Genomic DNA, 22,391 nt, shown 5'->3' with positions numbered 1-22,391 from the left:
GAATTTGAATATATAAATTTAATATGAAGTGGTTCAACTATAGAGTGGGGAGGAGATTATTTGTATATAAAAAGAAAATTAAAGTTGACCTATGTAGCCATACTTATTACTTCCTTTTTGTTGATTATATTGTTGAGTAATCTCTTTATGGCTTTTATTGAAGATAATTCTAAATACAGTGCATCAGCAAAGTTTGGAAAAGGAAATTTTGCATTTTTTATTGGACTTGTAACTGAAAACAATAAAATACTGCAAAAGGTAAGTAGTGAAGTTTTAAAAAATCCTGATAACTTTTTAGACCATAAATATCTCCTCCACCTAGAACAAAATTCTAATATAAAATATGCTGCAATAGTGACAGTTATAAATAATAAGATTGATTATTCCTCAAATCTTATAAGAAATGATGTAACTGAAGACATGTTAGGCTCCTTTAATTCAGATTCTCAAGATCAAATTAGAAATAAGATGGTTATATTATGGAAACAGGATTTTATAACAAGCAAAAAAGATAAAGGAAGCATTTATTATATTATCGATTTAGAGAATTATAAAAAATTGTTTAAAGAGAATGTTATAATAGTAGCTGTACTTATATTGATAATACTTACAGCTACCAATGGTATAATAACCTATTTTGTTTCCAAAAGTATTGTTAAACCGATCAAAGAACTTGACAAGGGAGCTGGAGAAATCTTAAAAGGAAACTTAGATTATAAGCTTGACATTGATTCAAGTGATGAAATAGGAGAGGTTGCAGAAACCTTTGAAGAGATGAGATTAAGACTTAAGGAGTCGCTAGAGATACAGAAGCATTATGAAGAGAATCGTAAAGAACTTATAGCAAGTATTTCTCATGATCTTAAGACTCCTATAACCTCTATTAAAGGTTATATAGAAGGAATAAAAGATGGTATTGCTGATACACCTGATAAGATGGAAAAGTACGTAAATACAATTTTAACTAAAGCCAATTATATGGATAGCCTGATAAATGATTTGTTTTTGTACTCAAAATTGGATTTAAATAAAGAACCTTTCAAATTTCAAACCGTGGATATGAACGTGTACATAAGAGATTGCGTAGAAGAGATTAACTTCGATTTAGATCAAAGTAAGGTAAATCTTAAATTTAATGTGCCAGATAGCCCAACAATTTTAAACATAGATGTTCAAAAAGTAAAAAGGGCTATAATGAATGTGGTAGAGAACTCAATAAAGTATAAAACTGATAAAAAATTGATAATAGAAATTATATTAAGACGCTATAATAATTACGTCATAGTAGAGATTAAAGATAATGGAAGAGGTATCCCAAAAGAGTCTCTGCCTTATATATTTGAAAGATTTTATAGAGCAGATACATCCAGAGAAACAACTATAGGTGGAAGTGGACTAGGTTTAGCTATTGCAAAAAAAATAATGGATGAACATAATGGAAAAATTTCTGTAAGCAGCGAAGCTGATGTTGGTACATCTATTTTTTTGAGTTTTAGAGAACAATTATAATACAACCAATTCTTAAGAATAATCTCATATCTATTAAAGTACTGTGTTGAAATTAAATGGTCAGTCATCCGATTGTTTAATGAGCTTACGCAATGAATTTTGAAGGTAGATTTCAGCTTTAAGTGGCACAGGTTTATAGGGTTTTATTACGAAAACTTAAGCTGGAACCTTATAAGCAACCAAGGAGGTGAAGCTAGAATGAAAAGAGTTTTAATAATTGAAGATGATGTAAGTATAGCAGATTTAGAGATGGACTACCTTGAAATTAATGGCTTTCAGGTTGATATAGAAAATAATGGTGATTCTGGTCTAGCAAGAGCTCTCAATGAAGAGTATAATTTAATAATTTTAGATCTAATGCTTCCAGGTATCGGTGGCTTTGAGATATGCAAAAGAATTCGTGCTTCAAAGGAAATACCTATAATAATTGTTTCTGCTAAAAAAGAAGACGTTGATAAGATGAGAGGCCTAGGTCTTGGAGCTGATGATTACATGACTAAGCCATTTAGTCCCAATGAAATGGTTGCAAGAGTTAAAGCCCATATTTCTAGATATGAAAGATTAAAGAGTGGCAGTAACATCGCAAATAAAGAAATAATAGAAGTTAGAGGTATATCAATTGATAAAACCGCTAGAAAAGTCTATGTAAATGGAAAAGAGATAGAATTTACTTCAAAGGAATATGAACTTTTAATACTTTTATTAAACAATCCTAATAGAGTTTTCTCAAAGGAAGAATTGTATGAAAGGATATGGGGGTTAGATCCAGTTGGAGGAATAGCAACTGTAACAGTTCATGTAAGAAGACTTAGAGAGAAGATAGAGTTTGATCCTTCTAATCCAGAGTATATAGAAACTATATGGGGTGTAGGTTATAGATTTACATTATAAAGATGTATCACCTTAAATAGTAAGCTATTTTAAAGCTTAATTTGCTTTTGCCAGAGGTATTTGAAAATATAAAGTTAATTAAGGAAAACATGCATATAAGACTATGTCGTATATGCATGTTTTTTTATGTTGTATCAGTGAAAAAAGTATCTGAAAAAAGTTTTTCTTTACTGATCTTTTTACTAAGTAATAAATAAAACTCTAAAGCAATTAAGTTAGTGTAAATGTGTCCGATAAATATATATTACAAAAAACATCAAATTGCGACAATTTTGTTGGCGAATAATATAAGAAATTTTAATAGTATTATATTTACGAAGGAGGAGATTTTGTGTTTGAGTGGAATCAGGGTTATGAGACTGGTATAAGTTTTATAGACGATCATCATAAAAGATTATTTGAACTAGCGTATAAAATAACATATAATCAAAAAAATAATAAGGATGTTTTTAACCAGTTGTTAGACTTTATAAAGTTTAATTTCGCAATTGAAGAAGATTATATGTCTGAGGTGGAGTATACTGATTTTAAAAAACATAGAGATGCCCACAATATATTTATAAAAAGGCTATGCTATCTTAAGACAGAAGAATTTGATAATGAAGAAAACTATGAAAAGTTATATTGGGAAAAAGTATTTCATTTTATATATTCATGGCTCAATGACCATATGTTATCGGAAGATGCAAAGTATAGTAATATGGAAGATGCTATATAGACGAGCAGTAATTGTAGGAGATCATAAATGAATATGAAAAGAGTATCTTCATTATTTATACTTATTATTTATATTATTTGTTTTACAGGCTATAAAGTTGAAGCAATTTCAAAAATTGATTATGAAGTAGATAAAAACTATCCTCCATATATTTTTACTAATTATAATAGCGTATATGGTTTTGATCAGGACCTTACAAATTTGATGTTCAATAGACAAGAATATAATATTAATTTTTCATCTGATTCATGGGATAAAGTATATAAGAAGTTAGTAAATGGTCAAATTGATGTAGGTGGTATAATTGGAGTAGTTGACAGCAGAAAAACAGAAGTTTTGTTTACAAAACCACTTTTTAAGGCCTATATAGCTGTTTATACAAGAAACAGCTTTGATAAGGTTAATTTAAATAAACTTGACAATTATAAAATTGGTGTTGGTAGAAACTACTATAGTGAAGATATATTGAGCCAGGAGTTAGGAATTAATAGTTACACAAGTTATGAGAATGTAGAAGATGCTGTAAGAGATTTAGAAAATGGAAAAATAGACGTGATATTTGAAAACCAAAACTTAATGGATTCCTTTTTACTACGTGATAACCTAAAGGGAGTTATAATACCACAAATTACTCATTTATATCCTGTAGATCAAGCTTTTGCAGTAAGTAAGAGCAGACCTGAACTTGTAGATTATATGAATAAGAGGATCGATGACCTTAAAGCTTCAGGGGCTTTTGAAGAACTATATAAACAGTATTTTTATGAAAACTCAGAAGAATATATAGAAAATCAACATAAAAATGTTATTTCATTAATAGCAATACTTTTTGCTATTGTAACATCCATTCTCATTGTATCAAAGTTTTATATTGATAAACTTAAAAAGAATTTGTTGAAAAATTATGGACAGTTAGCTGATGTAAATAAAGAACTTAGTGACACGAAAACAAATCTAGAAAAGCAGTATGAAGAGTTATATAAGAGTGAAAAAGCCCTTAGAGAAAGTGAAGAAAGGTATCGTCTAGTATTAGAAGCTTCAAATGATGGGGTTTGGGACTGGGATATAATAAATGATATAGGGTATCTGTCTAAGTCCTGGAGAGATATGTTAGGAGTTAGAGAAGAAGTAATAAATAATTATTTCGATTTCTTTAAAAATGCCATATATCCTGAAGATAGACAGATAGTTTTAAAAGGATTGGAAGATTATTTTATGGGAGTAACTAACCAGTATGAAGCGATTTTTAGATTGAATACGAGTAAAAGCGATTTTTTATGGGTTCAATGTAAAGGTCGTATTTTTAAAGATGAAGCTGGAGTTATTATTAGAATGGCTGGATCAATTTCAGATATAACTGAAAAGAAAAACTATCAGTCTAAAATCTATAGAATGGCTTACTATGATGACTTAACTAATCTGCCTAATAGAACTTTTTTAAACGATAAACTGGATTCGTTAATGACTAATATAGTAAAAAGAGGCGGAAAAGCAGCAGTTTATTTTTTAGACTTAGATAATTTTAAGAATATAAATGATACTCTAGGACATGACTATGGAGATTTGGTTTTAAAATGTGCTAGTAATGAACTTGTTACCTTATTGGGAGATGAATATACTGTTTCCAGATTCGGTGGAGATGAATTTATAATAGTACAGCATAAACTTGATGATGTGGAGCAGCTAGAAGAAACTGCACAAAAAATTGTTAAAATCTTTGATAAACCTATACTTATCAATAAGCATCCTTTCTACGTGGCAGCCAGTATCGGTGTTGCTATAATTCCTGACCATGGAGTTGATTCCATAGACATATTAAAAAAAGCGGATATAGCTATGTACAATGCTAAAGAAGAAGGAAAGGGTAGGCTTAAAATTTATAGTGAAGAAATGTCTAAAAAAGTTGAATTGGAAAGCGACTTTGAGAAAAGCATAAGAAAAGCTATGGAACAAAAGGAGTTTTATTTAAATTACCAACCTTATTTTGATGCAGCCACTGGTGAAATAAATGGAGTAGAGGCATTAATAAGATGGAACCATCCTATAAAAGGAATTATTCCTCCTGGTGAATTTATACCTTTAGCTGAAAAGACTGGTCTAATTAAGGAAATAGGAGACTGGGTACTTATGGAAGCTTCTAAGCAAAATAAAGCTTGGCAAGAAAAAGGGTTGAAAAGAATTCCTGTTGCTGTCAATGTGGCAGAGCACCAATTTCAAACACCTCTATTTGTTGAAAGAGTTAAGAAGGTATTAGAAGAAACTGAGTTGGATCCAAGATATTTAAAGCTTGAGATAACTGAAGGCACTGTAATAAAATCCTTTGACAATAATATTAGCATTTTGAAAAAGCTTAAAGAAATTGGCATTGGAATCTCTTTAGATGATTTCGGCACAGGTTATTCATCCTTATCATATATAATAAAACTTCCTTTAGATACTGTGAAAATAGATAAAAGCTTTGTGGATGATATATGCAATCTGGAAGACAGACAGTTAATAATTGAAGACATAATTTCAATGGCTCATAAGTTAAATCTAGATGTAGTAGCTGAAGGTGTTGAAAGGGAAGAGCAGTTAGAATATCTAAAAAGGCATAATTGCGACAGGATACAAGGATACCTGTTATCTAAGCCTTTAACAAGTGATAAAATAGAAGAATTGTTATGACTTAAAGCTTGGATATTAAGTTACTAGAACTTAATTTTCCAAGCTTTTTTACTGTAATTTCATTGAATAAAAGGGCTTATGCATTTAGTGCCTTAGCTATACGATTAAAGGCTTCCTCTAGAAGTACACGAGGGCATGCAATGTTTACTCTAAAATATCCCTTACCTTCTTCTCCGAAGATAGTTCCAGATTCTAAAAGAACCTTTGCTTTCTCAATCATTAGTTTATTAAATTCCTCATTTGAATATCCGTAAGCACTAAAATCTATCCAAGTTAAGTAGGTACCTTCTGGTTTGACGAACTTAGCTTTTGAGAGATTACTTTTTAAGAAAGCTTCTAAGAAGTTAATATTATCATCTAAATAATTAAGAAGTTCTTCAAGCCATGGCTCTGATTCCAGATAAGCTGCTTCAGTGGCAGTTATAGCAAAGGTTGTGGGAAGACTTATATTTAATTTTTCATTGACATACTTTTTCCACCTATTCTTTATTTCTTCATCATGAATTATTATATTCGCAAGTTGCATTCCAGCCAAGTTAAAGGTTTTGCTAGGTGCAGTAGCAGTTATAATACCAGTCTTATATTCAGGAAAAGCTACTTCCAGAGGTGTATGTTTTATATTCTTTCTTATTAGATCGCTATGAATCTCGTCAGAAATTATAATTACATCATTGGCGAAGCATATTTTCCCCACTTTTACTAGCTCCTCCTTTTTCCATACTCGTCCTACAGGGTTGTGAGGGCTGCATAATATCAATAGCTTATTGTTAGGATCTTTGGCCTTTTTTTCTAAATCATCAAAATCAATTTCGTAGTAACCATTATTATTTATTAGGGAGTTGTTAACTACAACTCTATTATGAGATCTGATAGATATGGCGAAGGGATGGTACACTGGATTTTGTATTATAACTCCTTCATTAGGGTTAGTTAATATTTCTATGAGATAACCTATGGCAGGTACCACTCCTGGACTATAAAAAATATCTTCTCTTTTTATGATCCAATTGAACCTGCGTTTGTACCAAGAAGAAACAGCACTGTAGTATCTATCGGTGTCGTTGGAACTGTATCCGAATATTAGTTTATCAACTCTTTGATGCAAGGCATTTATAATTTCAGGTGCACAAGGAAAATCCATGTCAGCTACCCATAAAGGAATTGTATCCTCAGAAACAGATTTATCAAACTCATGCATAAATTCCCACTTTATGCTATTGGTGTTTATTCTATCTATTAATTTATCAAAATCATAGTTCATATTGGTCCTCCTAGCTTATCATAATAATATATGCTTATATATTAATATAGTAAAAAATTAATAACAATATAATATCATAATAATTTAGGCAAATGATTTATAATAAACAAAATAATAGTAGCTATTTCCACATTAAAGCATCTTATCACTGACCAATTTATATTAACAAGGTATTTTAACTAAGCTTACAATAGAGATTTAAAATATAGCGATGCTGGTATATAATTACATATAATATTGATTTGTATTAGAGATTTATAACTTAATGTTTATAAACTCTTATAGGGAAAAGTATAGAGTATTGGAGAAAAGCATATAATAAGAAAGATGATATAGTAATATGTCTATTTTTATAGATATAATTATAATTTTAATATGCATTAAGAGAAGAGGATTGAAAATCATATGAAAGAAACATAGTGATGATGTTATCACCAATATAGATAATTTATCACCTAAGTATAATCTTTCGACTATAAACAAGCACATCACTACCCATATTAATGGTTCATTCGACCTTATATAATATTTACATAACTATATACAACCTTTCGGCTATATATAACCATTACAACACTATATAAAATCTTATCTCGACCTTATATGATAAGTTGGAACCTCATTATAATCAAACAATAACTATAACAAAGCTTTTCCTAACCATATAAAATCTTATTCAAATTGTTGATTAAATCAATATATTTGAATTGCTTATAACTAATTATTAGCCGTAAGCTTTGAATGGATAAAAAATTATCGTAAATTAATATCTTCATCTTATATCAATCATCATCGATAGTTTTGAAAATGCTCTACAATAATTATTTTAGCCACATCACTATGTTTCTTACGATATTAATTTAACCTTTATAATGATAAAAATACCTAGAATATAAATTCAGAATTGGAGAAATATATGAAAAAGGTTTTAGTCATATTAGTTATGCTAGTATCCTTAGTCTTTACAGGCTGTTCTGGCGATAAAAGTCTCACTACAAAAGACAAGAGTATCGGTATTAAAGACTCTGATAAAAAAGAAGAAAATTCTAATACTATTAATTTTTCTAAATTGACGGATAGAGAAAAAATATTTTTGAATGCGGTTAGTAATAGTTACTTTGTTTTTGATTATAATGTAGGAAAAGATTTTAGATATATGGTAGTTTGGATCGACAAATATCAGTTAGGAAAAAAAGTTCATAGCTTTTTAGGCCAATCTACTAGTTTAGACGCAGACTCAAAAGGAATAATTAGTGTTCAGGTTGAAAATGATTCTAGGAATATAGAGCACTTTATATTTAGCGTATCTGATGGCAAGTCTTGCACTACAGGTAAGTTAGGTGGTGATAAAGATATAGACTTAAGTAAGTTTTCCTGGATAAAAACTGATAATAGCTCTAATCAAATAAAGATCAAAAATAATGAAATAGTTCTAGGAAGTATTTGTTATATCAGTTTGCCCAATCCAGGTAGTTCGCTTAGTCAAGAATTTTTTAGTGATCCTGAGAAGAATATAGAAGAAATTAAAAAATATGATAACTGCTATTTAGTGAAGTGTAAATTTTTTAAGGAACAACCTAATCTAAGGGATATGTTTAAAAAATAATTTTTGTGAATTTGGGCAATGGAAGTTATCATGCATTTATAAATCTGATTTTAAAAAGCCATTTGTATAAAAGGATTAACTCTTAAACAAATGGCTTTCTATTATGTATTAAAAATTACAAAACACTTTAATTAGTTTAATTTTTCTATGATACTGTTTAATTCTATAGTTAATTCGCTTAATTTAGAACTAATTATTGAAATCTCACTAATAGCTTCCAGTTGTTGTTCAGAAGATGCAGATGCTTGCTCTGTACTAGCAGCATTTTCTTGCGCAGCTTCTGAAAGAGAGTCAAGGATTGCTAGTATTTTATTCTTTTCATCATTCATTTTCTTTCCACTAAAGTTTAATTCTTCAACTTTATTTTTAGTTACTTCGATTGAATTAGCTAGGGTTGCGAATATATTTTGAGTAGTCATAATAGAACTAGTTTGTGCATCGATAGTTGTCTTAGTTAATTCCATTGTAGAAAAGGCAGTGTTCATATTTTCATGAAGTACTTCTATAATGGAATTTATCTTCTTTGTGGAAGAAGAAGACTGTTCAGCAAGCTTTCTAATCTCATCGGCTACAACTGCAAACCCCTTACCTGATTCACCAGCTCTAGCTGCTTCAATGGCAGCATTTAAGGCTAATAAGTTGGTTTGTTCAGCTATAGAAACAATCATGGTACTAGCTGCATTAATTTCTTCTGCACTTGAGCTAGTTGTTTTTATTACTTCTTGCAAAGTACTTATAGCTTTATTAGTATCTTCAGTAGTTTTCATAAGTTCTGACAATGTGGTTAAGCCAGTATCTTTAAGTTTTTCTGTTTCCTTAGCACCTAACTCTAATTCATTAGTAGCACCAACGATGTTATCTAAGCCTTCAGATAACTTCATAGCTTCAGAAGAACCATTTTCAGTGTTTTTTGCTTGTTCAGAAGCACTTATAGCAAGTTCTTCAACAACTACAGAAACTTGTCCTATTGATTGGCTTGCATCGTTTGTTAAGTTGTTTAAAGTTGAGGAAGAAGAAGCTAGTTCTTTAACTGTATCTAATAAGGATTTGATGATTTCATTCTTTTTTTCTTCATCCTCTTTAAGTTTTTTAATATAATCATTGGTATTTTTGTTAGAAGCTTTAATTATAGCTGCATTTCCAACTTGGGCAAAGGCTGTAAGTATTATAGAGACAAATACAACCATTAAAGAATTTCCAGTCAGTTTACCAGTGATAACATTTGTTATATTAGCAGCTAAAACAACTGCAATAGTAAATAGAACTAACTTAACTTCTCCAAACAAGCTGAACAATGCCACTAGACAGAATGCAAAAGCAAAGGCAACTACTTCATGGGAGTTTATAGTGGTCAAAAAATGAGCAAGCATTGCGAAAAATGCAAGTACATATTTAATGTGTCCAACATAAGGATTTTTCTTATATTGGATAAATGAGTAAATAAGCGCTATCCATGTAAGACCGATTACAGAAGGGATAATTATATTTACACCTTTAGCGGCAAAAGAAGTTAGTGTAGTAAGAATTACTATAACACTACACAAGCTAAGTAGATATTTATTAGCTATTTTTGTAAAGTTTTGATTCATGTTAAATCCTCCTAAGATGTATTTTATTATTATTATCGGATAAATAAACCATATCTTGACAGGATTTTATAATAAAATCTTGTTTTTGACAATATAATAATATATTGTCATAAGATTATGACTAATATGCCACTATTTGTTATAAAAAAAAGTTAAATTATTTACAATTATTTAAAATATAAATTGACTTATATTTACAGTTTTAATATAATTTTCTTTAGAAACAAGTGAAATGATTTATATTCTAATGAATAGAACAGCTCTTATATTCTGTAAACGTTTGTTTAAATAGTTGAAACGAAGTAATTATTCTCACCGTTAATTTACTTATAATATAGTTAGTAACTGTAGCTAAAGAGTAACTATATTTTCTTAACAAGAATCCAGAAAAATGAGAAGTCACAGAAGTATAATTTTATAACTAGTTTTCACTGGTTTCCAATTTACATAGAAGAAGGTGGTATATATCTTTTGATTGGAGAAATTGACATTAGATTAGTTTAAACTTTTATAAAATAATTACTATAGGGGGAAAGAGCTTTGTTTAAAAGGGTATTAAGTTGCTTTACTTCTTTAGTGGTAGCATTAAATACTTTATCTGGTGCAGCGGTTGTTAAAGCGACTACAGCAGATAAGGCTGCCGCTGATAATCTACAAAAAGGTCTTGTGCTCAACTATGATTTTAACGAAAAAACAACTGATAAAGTTAAAGACGTTTCTGGAAACAACAATGATGGAAGTTTTGGAGGTACTGCTAAAATTACAGAGGGTGGAAAGGTAAGTAATACACTTAGCTTAGATGGTAAGGGGTATGTCAAGCTACCTAATGGAATTTTAGATAAATTAAATGATATAACCATATCTACTTGGGTTAACTTTAATAGTTCTGATAATGCAAATTGGCAAAGAATATTTGATTTTGGTATGGATACAAAAAATTACTTTTTCTTAAGCAAAAATAGAGTTTGTAATCTTGATGTAAAAGGAAGTGTAGAAGGTCCAGGTTCAAAAGATCTTATTCCAGACAATAAGTGGGTAAATATAGCTGTTACTCTAGCTGATGGTAAAATCATATATTATGAAGATGGAGTAGAGTTTGCAAGAGCGGAAGGTGTTAAGAATAAGCCTAGTGATCTTTTAGGAGCTACAGAAAATTATATTGGAAAGTCTAAATTCAGTGCTGATCCTAATCTTACCGGAAAGATAGATGAATTTAGAATATATAATCGTGCCTTATCTAAAGATGAAGTATATAGCTTGATGATGACAAGTATCACTGATAAAGAAGTTGTTGAAAATGCTAAGAGTAACTTAGATTTAGGAGATTTAAGTGAAATTACTAGCAATTTAAACTTACCTACTTCAGCAGCTAACGGAGTGGCTATAAACTGGAGTTCCAGCAATGAAAAGTTATTAAGCTCAAAAGGAATAGTTACTCGCGCTGATGGAGATAAGACAGCTCAAGTAACTCTTACAGCAACTTTAACTAAGGGTAATGTAAGTGATAATAAAGTATTCAATGTAACTATATTGCCGAAGAACATGTCTAATTACTATTTAAATGTAGATGCTAATAAATCAAAATTTGATATAAGCAATGACTTGATTGGGCTTTTCTTTGAAGATATAAACCATGGTGCAGACGGTGGATTATATGCTGAACTAGTAGAAAACAATTCCTTTGAGTTTAGTAATGCACTTGAATCATGGGTGTTTGAGAAGAAAGGTACAAGCGATGGTACAGCTGCAGTAAAAACCGACAATCCACTAAATGCGAATAATAAACATTATTTGGAGTTTACTTCTACATCAGCAGGGGATGGTTACAGAGCAGTAAATGACGGATATAAGGGGGTTACTGTAAAGAAAGATAGTAAATATGATTTTTCAGTGTGGGCTAAGGATATTGATAAATCCTCAGGAGATTTGAATGTTCAGCTCGAGACAGATGATGGAACCTTAATTTCCGATACAATAACTATTAACGGTTTTTCAGATAAGTGGACAAAATATGAAAAAACTTTGATAGCTAAAGCCGATAGCTCAAAAGCTAAGTTAGTTGTTTATAAGAAAGATAAGGGAACAGTTGATATTGATATGATATCTTTATTCCCAGAGGATACTTGGAAAGGCAGAAAGTATGGTTTAAGAAAAGACTTAGTACAAATGCTTGCAGATATAAAACCAAAGTTTTTGCGTTTCCCTGGTGGTTGTATAGTGGAAGGCGATTCTAAAGAAAATATGTACAACTGGAAGGATACAATAGGCAACATTGAAGAGAGAAAGGTTAATAGAGATCTTTGGGGGTATTATCAATCCTATGGATTAGGTTTCTATGAATATTTTCAGCTTTGTGAAGATTTAGGAGCAGCTCCATTACCTGTTGTAAACGTTGGAATGACATGCCAGGCTAGAGGTGATGCTAATAACACCACTTATAGAGTTCCATTAGGAGATGAGCTAAATAAATACATTCAAGATGCACTGGATCTAATAGAGTACGCAAACGGCGATACATCAACCACTTGGGGAGCAAAGAGAGCAGCTAGTGGACATCCTAAGCCATTTAATCTTAAATATTTAGCTGTAGGAAATGAGCAATGGGGAACAGAGTATTATAAAAGGTTTGAAGCTTTCCAAACAGCAATAAAAGCTAAATATCCTAATATAACATTAATTACAACCTCTGGTCCTTCACCTAGTGGTAGCGATTTTAATAATGCTTGGAACTGGGTAAATCAAAAAGTTAATGATGGTATAGTTGATGAGCATTATTACATGGATCCACAATGGTTCCTAGAGAATACTCATAGATATGACAGCTATGATAGAAATGGAGCAAAAGTATTTGTTGGAGAGTATGCTTCTAAGAGCAACAATTTGAGGTCAGCACTGTCAGAAGCAGCATACTTAACTGGACTTGAAAAGAATTCTGATGTAGTAAAGATGGCTTCTTATGCACCACTATTTGGTAAGTATGATGATTACCAATGGAGTCCAAACATGATATGGTTCAATGGAACTGAAGCTTATGGAACTCCTGATTATTATGTACAGAAATTATTTAGTAATAATCTTGGTACACAGCTATTACAATCCTCTATGGATAGATATAGTAAGTTAGGCTCAGATATAGCTGGTGGAATTATTCTTGGCTCTTGGAATACAGGAGTAGAATATGATAATGTTTCAGTTACAAGTAATAAAGACAATAGAACAATATTCTCAGATGATTTTAGTACTACAAAGCCAGAATGGCAAAAGAACAAAGGCAACTGGACAGTAAAAGATGGTAAGTTAGTTTTAACTGATATGCTTGAAGATGCTAGAACTTATATAAACAATGACCAATGGAGCAACTATACTTTGTCCCTAAAGGCAAAGAAAACTAGTGGAAACGAAGGTTTCCTAATAGGTGTAGGCGCAAAGGATACAAACAATTTTTATTGGCTAAATGTAGGTGGTTGGAACAATACAAGAACAGTTATTGAAAAGGCTACTAATGGTACTAAGTCAGTGGTAAGTGAAGCAGATTCCAGCCACTCAGGTAATGTTGTAACTGGCAAGGAGTATGATGTTAAGATTGTTGTCAATGGTAGTAAGATAGATTGCTATATTGATGGAGTGTTGACTAATAGCTATAGCCAGCAACAACAAGAAAAAGACGTGTACACTTCTTCAAGCTATGATAAGAATGCAAATGAAGTAATATTAAAAGTAGTTAACACTACTACAAATCCTAAAGAAGTTAAGATAAATCTAAATGGTGTAGATAAAGTAGCTTCTGAAGCCACAGAAGAGTATATAACTTCAGCTAGTCAATTAGACGAAAACTCCTTTGCAGATAAAGCTAAGGTATCTTCAGTTAAAAATAAATTAACTGGAATCTCAAAAAGCTTTGGTTATAATGCAAGACCTAATTCAGTTGCAGTGCTAAGAATAAAGGTAGATCAAGCAGCTTCAGAGGATACTTTAAAAAATGGTTTGAAGCTATATTATACTTTTGATGGCAGTAAAGATAATGTAGTTACAGATCTTTCAGGAAATAACAATGCTGGAACTCTGGAAGGCTCAGCAAAGATTTCAGATGACAGCAAGTTTGGAAAAGGCTTGAGTCTTGATGGTAATGGAGACGTGAAGCTTCCCAATAATCTACTTGATGACTTAAAGGATATTACAGTTTCCTCTTGGGTTAAATATAGTTCTGCTTCAGCAGATTGGGAAAGGCTCTTTGACTTTGGAAAGGATAGTAATAACTTCTTCTTCTTAAGTAAGAATAAGCATATTGGTATTAATGTTAATTCAAATCCTCAAGATCTACAACCAGCAGGAGCACAGGTGAATGACAAGTGGATTCATGTGGCAGTTACCTTAGCTAATAATACTTTAATATATTATGAAAATGGTGTGGAAGTAGCAAGACAAGCTAATGTTACCAATAAACCTAGTGATCTCAAGAGTTCACTTGCAAACTATATAGGTAAATCTAAATTTACCGATCCTTTATTGCACGGTAATTTAGATGAATTTAGAATTTATAATAGAGCATTATCAAGTGATGAAATATCTTTATTAAGCAAGCTAGTACCTCAAAGAACCGTTGAAGTAACTAGTAGTAGCCCAGATAATAAGGTAAATCAAATAGGCGGTACTTTGCAGATGTCTGCAGTTGTAAGACCTACAGATGAAGCTGTTACTTGGTCTGTACAAGGAATAGATGGAAAAGATACTGACCTAGCTTCAATAGATAGCAATGGGCTTTTAACAAGTAAAAAATCTGGAAGCGTAAATGTAATTGCTGCTTTAAAAAATGATCCAACAGTTTATGGAATAACTAAGGTTACTATAGTTCAAAAAGTAGACTCACTTACCTTGTGTGGAGCTGATGGTAAGAGTTCCATAAATGTAAAAGGTGGAACCTTGCAAATAAAAGCTGCTGCTTTACCTGACAATGCAACAGACAAAACTGTAAGTTGGTCCTTAACAGATGATAAGGGCAAAGCTACAAATGTAGCAACAATAGATGATAATGGTCTATTAAAAGCAAGAAAGAATGGTACTGTAATAGTATTAGCTACAGCAAAAGATACCTTTGGAGCAGTAGGTAAATTAACAGTACAGATAACTAATCAAGATGAAGTTGACAATAAAAAATTAGCCGATATTTGCCCTAAAGCTCCTGTAGAACAGCTTCTATATGATGTTGACAATATAAATAATGAATCGGCTTGGGGAGCTAATAATACTCATGATCCTTCTATTTACAAAGATGGCGACTGGTACTATGTATTTTCTACTGATTATAAGGTAGGAGGAGCTACCGGTGTAGGACTTCAGGTAAGAAAGTCTAAGGACTTGATTACATGGCAATGGGTAGGAAGAGCCTTTAGTGATATACCTGCTTCTGCAAAGGCATGGGCACCTAAAGCAACTAATATGTGGGCGCCAGATGTAACTAAGGTTGGTGACACTTATTATTTATACTACACAGTATCAGAATTTGGTACTAATAACTCCTTTATTGGAGTAGCTACGAGCAAGTCAATTGAAGGACCATGGACTGATCAAGGAGAGGTTTATAAAACTAAGAGTGGTGTTAATACTGACAATGCCTTAGATCCAAATATAACAAAGGATGCAAATGGAGATTTATGGCTAGTGTATGGCTCTTACTTTGGAGGAATATATATTTCCAAGGTTGATAAAACTACTGGAAAGCTGGCAACGCCAGGCCAAGGCAAGCAGCTAGCTGCAACAGGTAAGAGAAAGAACATGGAAGCTCCATATGTTATTTATAATCCCCAGTTTAAAAAGTATTACCTGTTTATGTCTTATGATGACTTGGCAAGTGACTATAATGTAAGAGTAGCTTGGTCAGATAAAATCGATGGACCATATACAGACCTTAACGGAAAGTCAGTTATGGATACTCCTACAGATACAAATTCCTTGTATAATATAGGAACAAAGGTTATTGGAAGCTATGCTTTTGGAAATGATCCAGGGTGGATAGCACCAGGTCACAACTCTGTACTAAATGATAATGGCAATTTCTATTTTGTAAGTCATGCAAGAGGCGGAGTAGATAAGAACTGGGCTTACTTACAAGTGAGAAAAATTGCTTGGTCAGAGGATGGAAAACCAGCGATTTCACCAGAGAGATATGCAGGGGAAAAAGAGCAAAAGATAGATAAGAGCTTAATAGCTGGTAAGTATCAAGCTATAGTTATGGATAGATTAAACAATAATAAGCTTACTTCTAATGACGTAACCTTATATCCAGATGGAAAAATTAATGATGAAAATGGTAAGAATTACTGGGAACTAACAGGAGACAATATATTAAAGCTTCATTACTACGATCCGGGAAAAACAGCTGGAGACTATTGGGTTGATACTGTAAAGGTACTTCCTTCTTGGGATTTTGAAAACTGGAGACCTACTTTGGTGTATACTGGATATAATCAAGATAACACTGAGATATGGGGTAAGCAGTTAGAAGCTATTGATACAAAGGTTACTGGAATTAAAGTAACTTCAAAAAATAATAAGACAGAAATTACCGATAAGGGCGGAAAGTTAGAATTTACTGCTTCTGTAGTTCCTGATTATGCAACTGATTCTACTGTATCTTGGAAGATTACAGATGCTAATGGTAATCAGACTGATATTGCGACTATATCTGATGATGGTGTATTAACTGCTGTGAAAGATGGTACTGTAAGAGTAGTAGCTATAGCAAATGATGGCTCAGAAGCTACTGGTACCCTTGATATTAAGATTAGTGGACAGTCAAACAGTGGAAATGACAATGGAAGTGGAACTAATCCTGGAGGTAATAACACAAACCCTAGCGGAGATAACAATTCAGGGAATAACAATAATGGCTCTGGAAATAATGGAAGTACAACAGTTAATGACAATAATAGTAATAATGGCGGTGACAAGATAGTTATAGGAGCTGTTTCAAATGGTGTATTACCTGTAGAAATTAAAACTATTGACAACAAGAATGGTGAAAATGTTATAAATTTAGATTCTAAAGCTATGGAAAACAAGACAGAGATAACTATTACTGATATAAGTTCTTTGAGAGATGGAACTGGAAGCTTCACTATTAATTTAGGTGGTTATGAAAGCGTAAAGTTACCATTCAGCTTAATAGATAAAGCTTTACTAAAAGATGGTAGTAAAGTTATTGTAAGAACTTATATAGACTCAACAAGTGATCTTGTAAAGAATATCAAAGGCGTTAAAAAGATATTCGGTTATGAAATAGAGGTTATAAATAATGGGACTAGTACTTTTGTTCATAGCTTTGCAAATGGAGTAGCTGAGATAAATATAAATCTAAGTGATGATGAATTAAAAGGCTTGGATAAAAATAATATTTCAGTATTCTACTATAACGAAGATACAAAGAAATTTGAAGTTATGGATACAGTAGTTTCTGGCAATAAGGTAACCTTTAAAACTCCACATTTTAGTAAATTCATTATAGCTGAGAAAGATAAGGATGCTGCAACAACTACTAGCACTACAACTATTCCTAAGACAGGAAGTTTAGTAGGAAGTAACTTACTATTATTTTCAGGACTTTTATTAATAATCTTAGGAGCAGCTACTGTATATACTAAAAGAAGAAGAACTGTAAATACAAAATAATAAAATTAAATAAAAATAAGGAGCTCTTAATAATGCCGAAGACAATACGGCAGACTTAAGGGCTCCTTTGCTTAATTCTTTGGAACAGTATAAAATTTTTGTTATCTAAACCTAAAGAATTAATGTATAAAATGTGAGAAATTTCATTAAGTGGTTAGGAATGTTATACACTTTTTTAAAATAATTTAAAAGATGCTAAATAATAAATTGACTTATAGAAACAACTTTAATATAATTTTGTTTAGAAACAAGTGAAATGGTTTAAATAAAGATAAACAAAATCTTAGACATACTTTGTAAACGTTATAATCGCAGTTTAGTTATAGTAGTAATTCTTAGCATTTTTTAAGTATTAATTTGGTGGCTATCTTTTATTAGTGTAAATAATTTTAAAATTGGTTTTTTTGTAATTATCCAATTTATTGAGATAAAAGATTTTCACTGGTTTCTAACAATTAAGTATAAGGTGGTGGTGTTTTATTCTTTTGTGAAAAGAAGGCGGCACAAAAATATTATTGATTAACTACTATAGGGGGAAAGAGATTTGTTTAGAAAAGTATTAAGTTGTATTACTTCATTAGTTGTAGTGTTAAATACTTTTTCTGGTACAGTTTTAGTAAAGGCTGCTACCAACGAAGAAACTGCTGTAAATAGTAATATAAGTTCAGAAGATAATTTAAAGAATGGACTTAAGCTTTACTATACCTTTGAGGGAAGTAAAAACAATGTGATTTCTGATGTTTCAGGAAACAATAACCTAGGTACGCTAGTAGGTTCAGCCAGTGTTAGTGATGATGGAAAGTTTGGTAAAGGATTGAATTTGGATGGAAATGGTTATGTAAAACTTCCAAGCAATGTATTAGATGATTTAAATGAAATTACTATATCAACATGGATAAAGTATAGCAGTAACTCGTCAGATTGGGAAAGAGTTTTTGACCTAGGAAAAGATACAAATAATTTCTTTTTCTTAAGTAAAAATAGACATATAGGTATAAATGCAAATTCTAGTCCTCAAGATTTGGGACAAGTTGGCCAGCAAGTAAATGACCAGTGGATTAACATAGCAGTTACTCTATCAAATAACACATTAATATATTATGAGAATGGAACAGAAGTATCTAGAAAAAATGATGTTACAAATAAGCCTAGCGACTTAAAGAATGCAGTGGAAAGCTATATAGGTAAATCTAAGTTTACAGATCCTTATTTACATGCGAAGTTAGATGAATTCAGAATATATAATAGAGCATTATCAAAAGAAGAAGTAGCTAGTCTTAGCAATGTTGTAGTAGGTAAGACTATAGAACTAAGCAGCAACTCAGAAAATAAGATAACAAAGATCGGAGATACTTTACTGATATCAGCATTAGTAAGACCAATGAATGAAAAAGTTAACTGGTCAGTTAAAGGTGTGGATGGCAAAGATACTGATATAGCAGAGATTGATTCTGATGGTTTACTTAAGAGTAATAAAGCTGGAACTGTAAATGTAATAGCTACATTAAATAGTGATGCTAAAGTCTATGGAACCTTAAAAGTTACGGTTATACAAAAAGTAAACGGATTAACTGTAAATAGCCAAGATGGAAAGAGTTCAATAAATACAAAAGGTGGAACTTTACAATTGGTTCCTAGTATTTTACCAGAGAATGCTACAGATAAATCTGTTACTTGGTCATTGACAGATTCCAATGGAAAAGCAACTAATATTGCAACTGTTGATGAAAACGGAGTAGTTAGAGCAAGAAAGAACGGAAATATAATTGTTACAGTTACATCCAAAGAAAATAATGAAGTTACGGTTAACTGTAATATAAATATTACAAACCAAGATGATGTAGAAAATAAAAAGTTGGCAGAGATATGTCCAACTGCACCAGCTGAACAGTTAATGTACGATGTTGAAAACATAAATAATGAATCAGCTTGGGGAGCAAATAATACGCATGACCCATCGATTTATAAGGACGGAGATTGGTATTACGTATTTTCAACAGATTATAAAGTTGGAGGTCCTACTGGTGTTGGGCTTCAGGTAAGAAAATCTAAAGACTTAATTACTTGGCAATGGGTTGGAAGAGTATTTAGTGAAATACCTGCAGCAGCTAAAGCATGGGCTCCTAAAGCTGAAAATATGTGGGCACCAGACGTAACTAAAGTAAATGATACATACTATCTATATTATACAGTTTCAGAATTTGGTAGTAACAATTCCTTTATAGGCCTTGCTACAAGTAAGTCCTTAGAAGGTCCATGGACAGATCAAGGGGAAGTGTATAAGACCAAGGGTGGTGTAAGCAAAGATAATGCCTTAGATCCTAATATAGTTACCGATGCTAATGGTGATTTACACCTTGTGTATGGATCTTATTTTGGAGGAATATTTGTATCTAAAATAGATAAAAACACTGGAAAACTTGTGACACCAGGACAAGGCAAACAAATTGGTGCTACTGGCAATAGAAAGAACATGGAAGCACCTTATGTGATTTATAATCCTCAATTCAAAAAGTATTATCTATTTATGTCTTATGACGATTTGGCCACTGACTACAATGTAAGAGTAGGCTGGTCTGATAGTATAGATGGACCATATACTGATTTTAATGGCAGATCACTTTTAGATACAACTTCACCTAATTTATATGACATAGGAACAAAGTTCATAGGTAGCTATGCTTTTGGCAACGATCCAGGTTGGATTGCTCCAGGTCATAACTCAGTTCTTAATGATAACGGAGATTTTTATCTAGTGCATCACGCAAGAGGTGGAGCTGATAAGAACTGGGCATATTTACAAGTAAGAAAGATAGTTTGGACTGAAGATGGTAAGCCAATGGTATCTCCTGAAAGATATGCTGGAGAGAAAGAACAAAAAATAGACAAAAGTTTAATTGCAGGAAAGTGGCAAACAATAGTTCAAAACAGACTTAACAATAACAAGATTACATCAAGTGATATAACTTTATTTGCTGATGGTAAGATAAACGATGAAACAAGTAAGAACTACTGGGAGCTTTCTGGAGATAATGTGCTTAAACTTCATTATTATGATCCAGTAAATGCACCAGGAGAGTATTGGGTTGATACGGTAAAGGTATTACCAGCTTGGGACTTTGAAAATTGGAGACCAACCTTGGTTTATACTGGATATAATCAAGATAATACTGAAATATGGGGTAAACAATTTGAAGCAATTAAAACTAAGGTAACAAATATAAAGATATCAACTAAGGATAATAAGACTAATATAAGTGAAAAAGGTGGAAAGTTGGAGCTTTCTACTACCGTTACTCCAGATTACGCTAGTGATAACTCAGTAGCATGGTCTGTTACTGACTCTGAAGGCAAAGCTACAGAGCTTGCAGTAATATCTGATAATGGAGTTTTAACTGCTGTTAAAGATGGCGTTGTTAGAGTTATGGCAACTGCAAAGGATGGATCAGCAGTCACAGCCTTCTTAGATATAAATATTAGTGGACAGACTTCTGAAGCTAAAGATAATGGCAATAACACAAGCCCGGAAGTAAATAATAATCCTGTAGATAACACAAGTACTGAAGTAAATACTAAGCCAGGAGATAACAGTACTAAGCCTACTGATAATGGTTCAAAAACAGGCAATGACATAGTTGTAGTTGATAAAGGAACAGAAGGAAATACTAATACTACAGGTAACAGTATCTCTACTAATGGAAATACTTCAGTAACCAGTGAAAAAGTAGTTGTGGGCTCAGTATCAAACAATGTATTACCAGTTGAAGTAAAATCCGTTAATAATAAAAATGGTGAAAATGTTATTAATTTGGACAGTAAAGCAGCTGAGAATACAACTGAATTAACTATAAGTGATATAGCTTCTATCAGAGATGGTAGCGGAAGTCTTACTATAAATATAGGAAGCTATGAGAGTATTAAGCTACCTTTCAATACAATCGATAAGACATTACTTAAAGCTGGTTCTAAAATTGTTTTAAGAACAAAAGTGGAAAGTAATAGTGATATAACAAAGAACATAAAAGGATTAAAGAAGGTTTTTGGATATGAGCTTCAAGTAGTTGATAATAGCTCAAACACTTCAATTCACAATTTTGCAAGTGGTTCTGCTGAAATAACTATAAATTTAAGTGATGATGAGCTTAAAGGTTTAGATAAAAACAACTTAGGAGTATTTTATTATAATGAAAATGCTAAAACCTATGAAGTTATGGAATCCTCAGTTAGTGGAAATAAAGTAACCTTTAAGACACCTCATTTTAGTAAATTTATAATTGCTGAAAAAAACACTAATGCTAGTAATGCAAATATAACTACAGTTCTTCCTAAGACTGGTAGTTTAGCAGGAAGCAGCTTCTTAGTATTAAGTGGATTAGCACTTATAGCCTTAGGTATTGTTGCAGTTACTACTAGAAGAAAAAAGATGATTTAATGATAGTTCATTATAGCTCAAACAATTAATATAAGGAAAACTCGTTGAACACA

General features: G+C 31.7%; 9 protein-coding genes. 7 read left to right on the top strand and 2 right to left on the bottom strand.

Annotated features, from left to right (window positions below; translation table 11 throughout):
* Nucleotides 1–60: 60 nt before the first annotated feature.
* The 4 genes from GXK57_RS10435 (at nt 61) to GXK57_RS10420 (ending at nt 5,785) form a co-directional block, all read left to right on the top strand.
* Entirely contained in the window at nt 61–1,509 is a 1,449-nt protein-coding gene (locus GXK57_RS10435) for a HAMP domain-containing sensor histidine kinase (RefSeq protein WP_160675492.1), read from the top strand.
* A gap of 198 nt (nt 1,510–1,707) precedes the next feature.
* Nucleotides 1,708–2,400 (top strand): response regulator transcription factor, encoded by a 693-nt coding sequence (locus tag GXK57_RS10430; protein WP_160675489.1) that lies wholly within the window; start codon nt 1,708–1,710, stop codon nt 2,398–2,400.
* A 331-nt stretch (nt 2,401–2,731) separates the two neighbouring features.
* On the top strand, nt 2,732–3,118 hold the full coding sequence (locus GXK57_RS10425) for a hemerythrin domain-containing protein (RefSeq protein ID WP_160675486.1): 387 nt from the start codon (nt 2,732–2,734) through the stop codon (nt 3,116–3,118).
* A 27-nt stretch (nt 3,119–3,145) separates the two neighbouring features.
* The gene (locus GXK57_RS10420; RefSeq protein WP_160675483.1) at nt 3,146–5,785 is read left to right on the top strand and encodes an EAL domain-containing protein; all 2,640 of its coding nucleotides are present in this window, start codon (nt 3,146–3,148) and stop codon (nt 5,783–5,785) included.
* Nucleotides 5,786–5,861: 76 nt separating this feature from the next.
* On the opposite strand, the gene GXK57_RS10415 is transcribed toward GXK57_RS10420, so the two are convergent.
* Complete coding sequence (locus GXK57_RS10415; RefSeq protein WP_160675480.1) at nt 5,862–7,046, bottom strand: MalY/PatB family protein; 1,185 nt, start codon at nt 7,044–7,046, stop codon at nt 5,862–5,864.
* Between the two features lie 916 nt (nt 7,047–7,962).
* Between GXK57_RS10415 and GXK57_RS10410 the strand changes: the two genes are divergently transcribed.
* The gene (locus GXK57_RS10410; protein WP_160675477.1) at nt 7,963–8,652 is read left to right on the top strand and encodes a hypothetical protein; all 690 of its coding nucleotides are present in this window, start codon (nt 7,963–7,965) and stop codon (nt 8,650–8,652) included.
* Between the two features lie 131 nt (nt 8,653–8,783).
* Here the strand turns inward: GXK57_RS10410 and GXK57_RS10405 are convergent, their stop codons facing one another.
* The gene (locus GXK57_RS10405) at nt 8,784–10,241 is read right to left on the bottom strand and encodes a methyl-accepting chemotaxis protein (protein WP_160675473.1); all 1,458 of its coding nucleotides are present in this window, start codon (nt 10,239–10,241) and stop codon (nt 8,784–8,786) included.
* A gap of 540 nt (nt 10,242–10,781) precedes the next feature.
* Here GXK57_RS10405 and GXK57_RS10400 point away from each other — a divergent pair.
* Entirely contained in the window at nt 10,782–17,906 is a 7,125-nt protein-coding gene (locus GXK57_RS10400; RefSeq protein ID WP_160675470.1) for a LamG-like jellyroll fold domain-containing protein, read from the top strand.
* A 544-nt stretch (nt 17,907–18,450) separates the two neighbouring features.
* Nucleotides 18,451–22,338 carry a family 43 glycosylhydrolase gene (locus GXK57_RS10395; RefSeq protein WP_160675467.1) on the top strand — a complete coding sequence of 1,296 codons (3,888 nt, stop codon included), beginning with the start codon at nt 18,451–18,453 and terminating at the stop codon, nt 22,336–22,338.
* Nucleotides 22,339–22,391 lie beyond the last annotated feature (53 nt).

The organism is Clostridium sp. C8-1-8 (assembly GCF_009928445.1).
GTDB lineage: Bacteria > Bacillota > Clostridia > Clostridiales > Clostridiaceae > Clostridium_AR.
Note: the sequence above shows the minus strand (reverse complement) of the source record. Positions and strands in the feature narration are given on the sequence as shown.

Excerpts from the sequence above, each read along its gene's own strand:
- GXK57_RS10420 (WP_160675483.1), top strand. The coding sequence starts at position 3,146 with ATGAATATGAAAAGAGTATCTTCATTATTTATACTTATTATTTATATT.
- GXK57_RS10405 (WP_160675473.1), bottom strand. The coding sequence starts at position 10,241 with ATGAATCAAAACTTTACAAAAATAGCTAATAAATATCTACTTAGCTTG.
- GXK57_RS10415 (WP_160675480.1), bottom strand. The coding sequence starts at position 7,046 with ATGAACTATGATTTTGATAAATTAATAGATAGAATAAACACCAATAGC.
- GXK57_RS10430 (WP_160675489.1), top strand. The coding sequence starts at position 1,708 with ATGAAAAGAGTTTTAATAATTGAAGATGATGTAAGTATAGCAGATTTA.
- GXK57_RS10410 (WP_160675477.1), top strand. The coding sequence starts at position 7,963 with ATGAAAAAGGTTTTAGTCATATTAGTTATGCTAGTATCCTTAGTCTTT.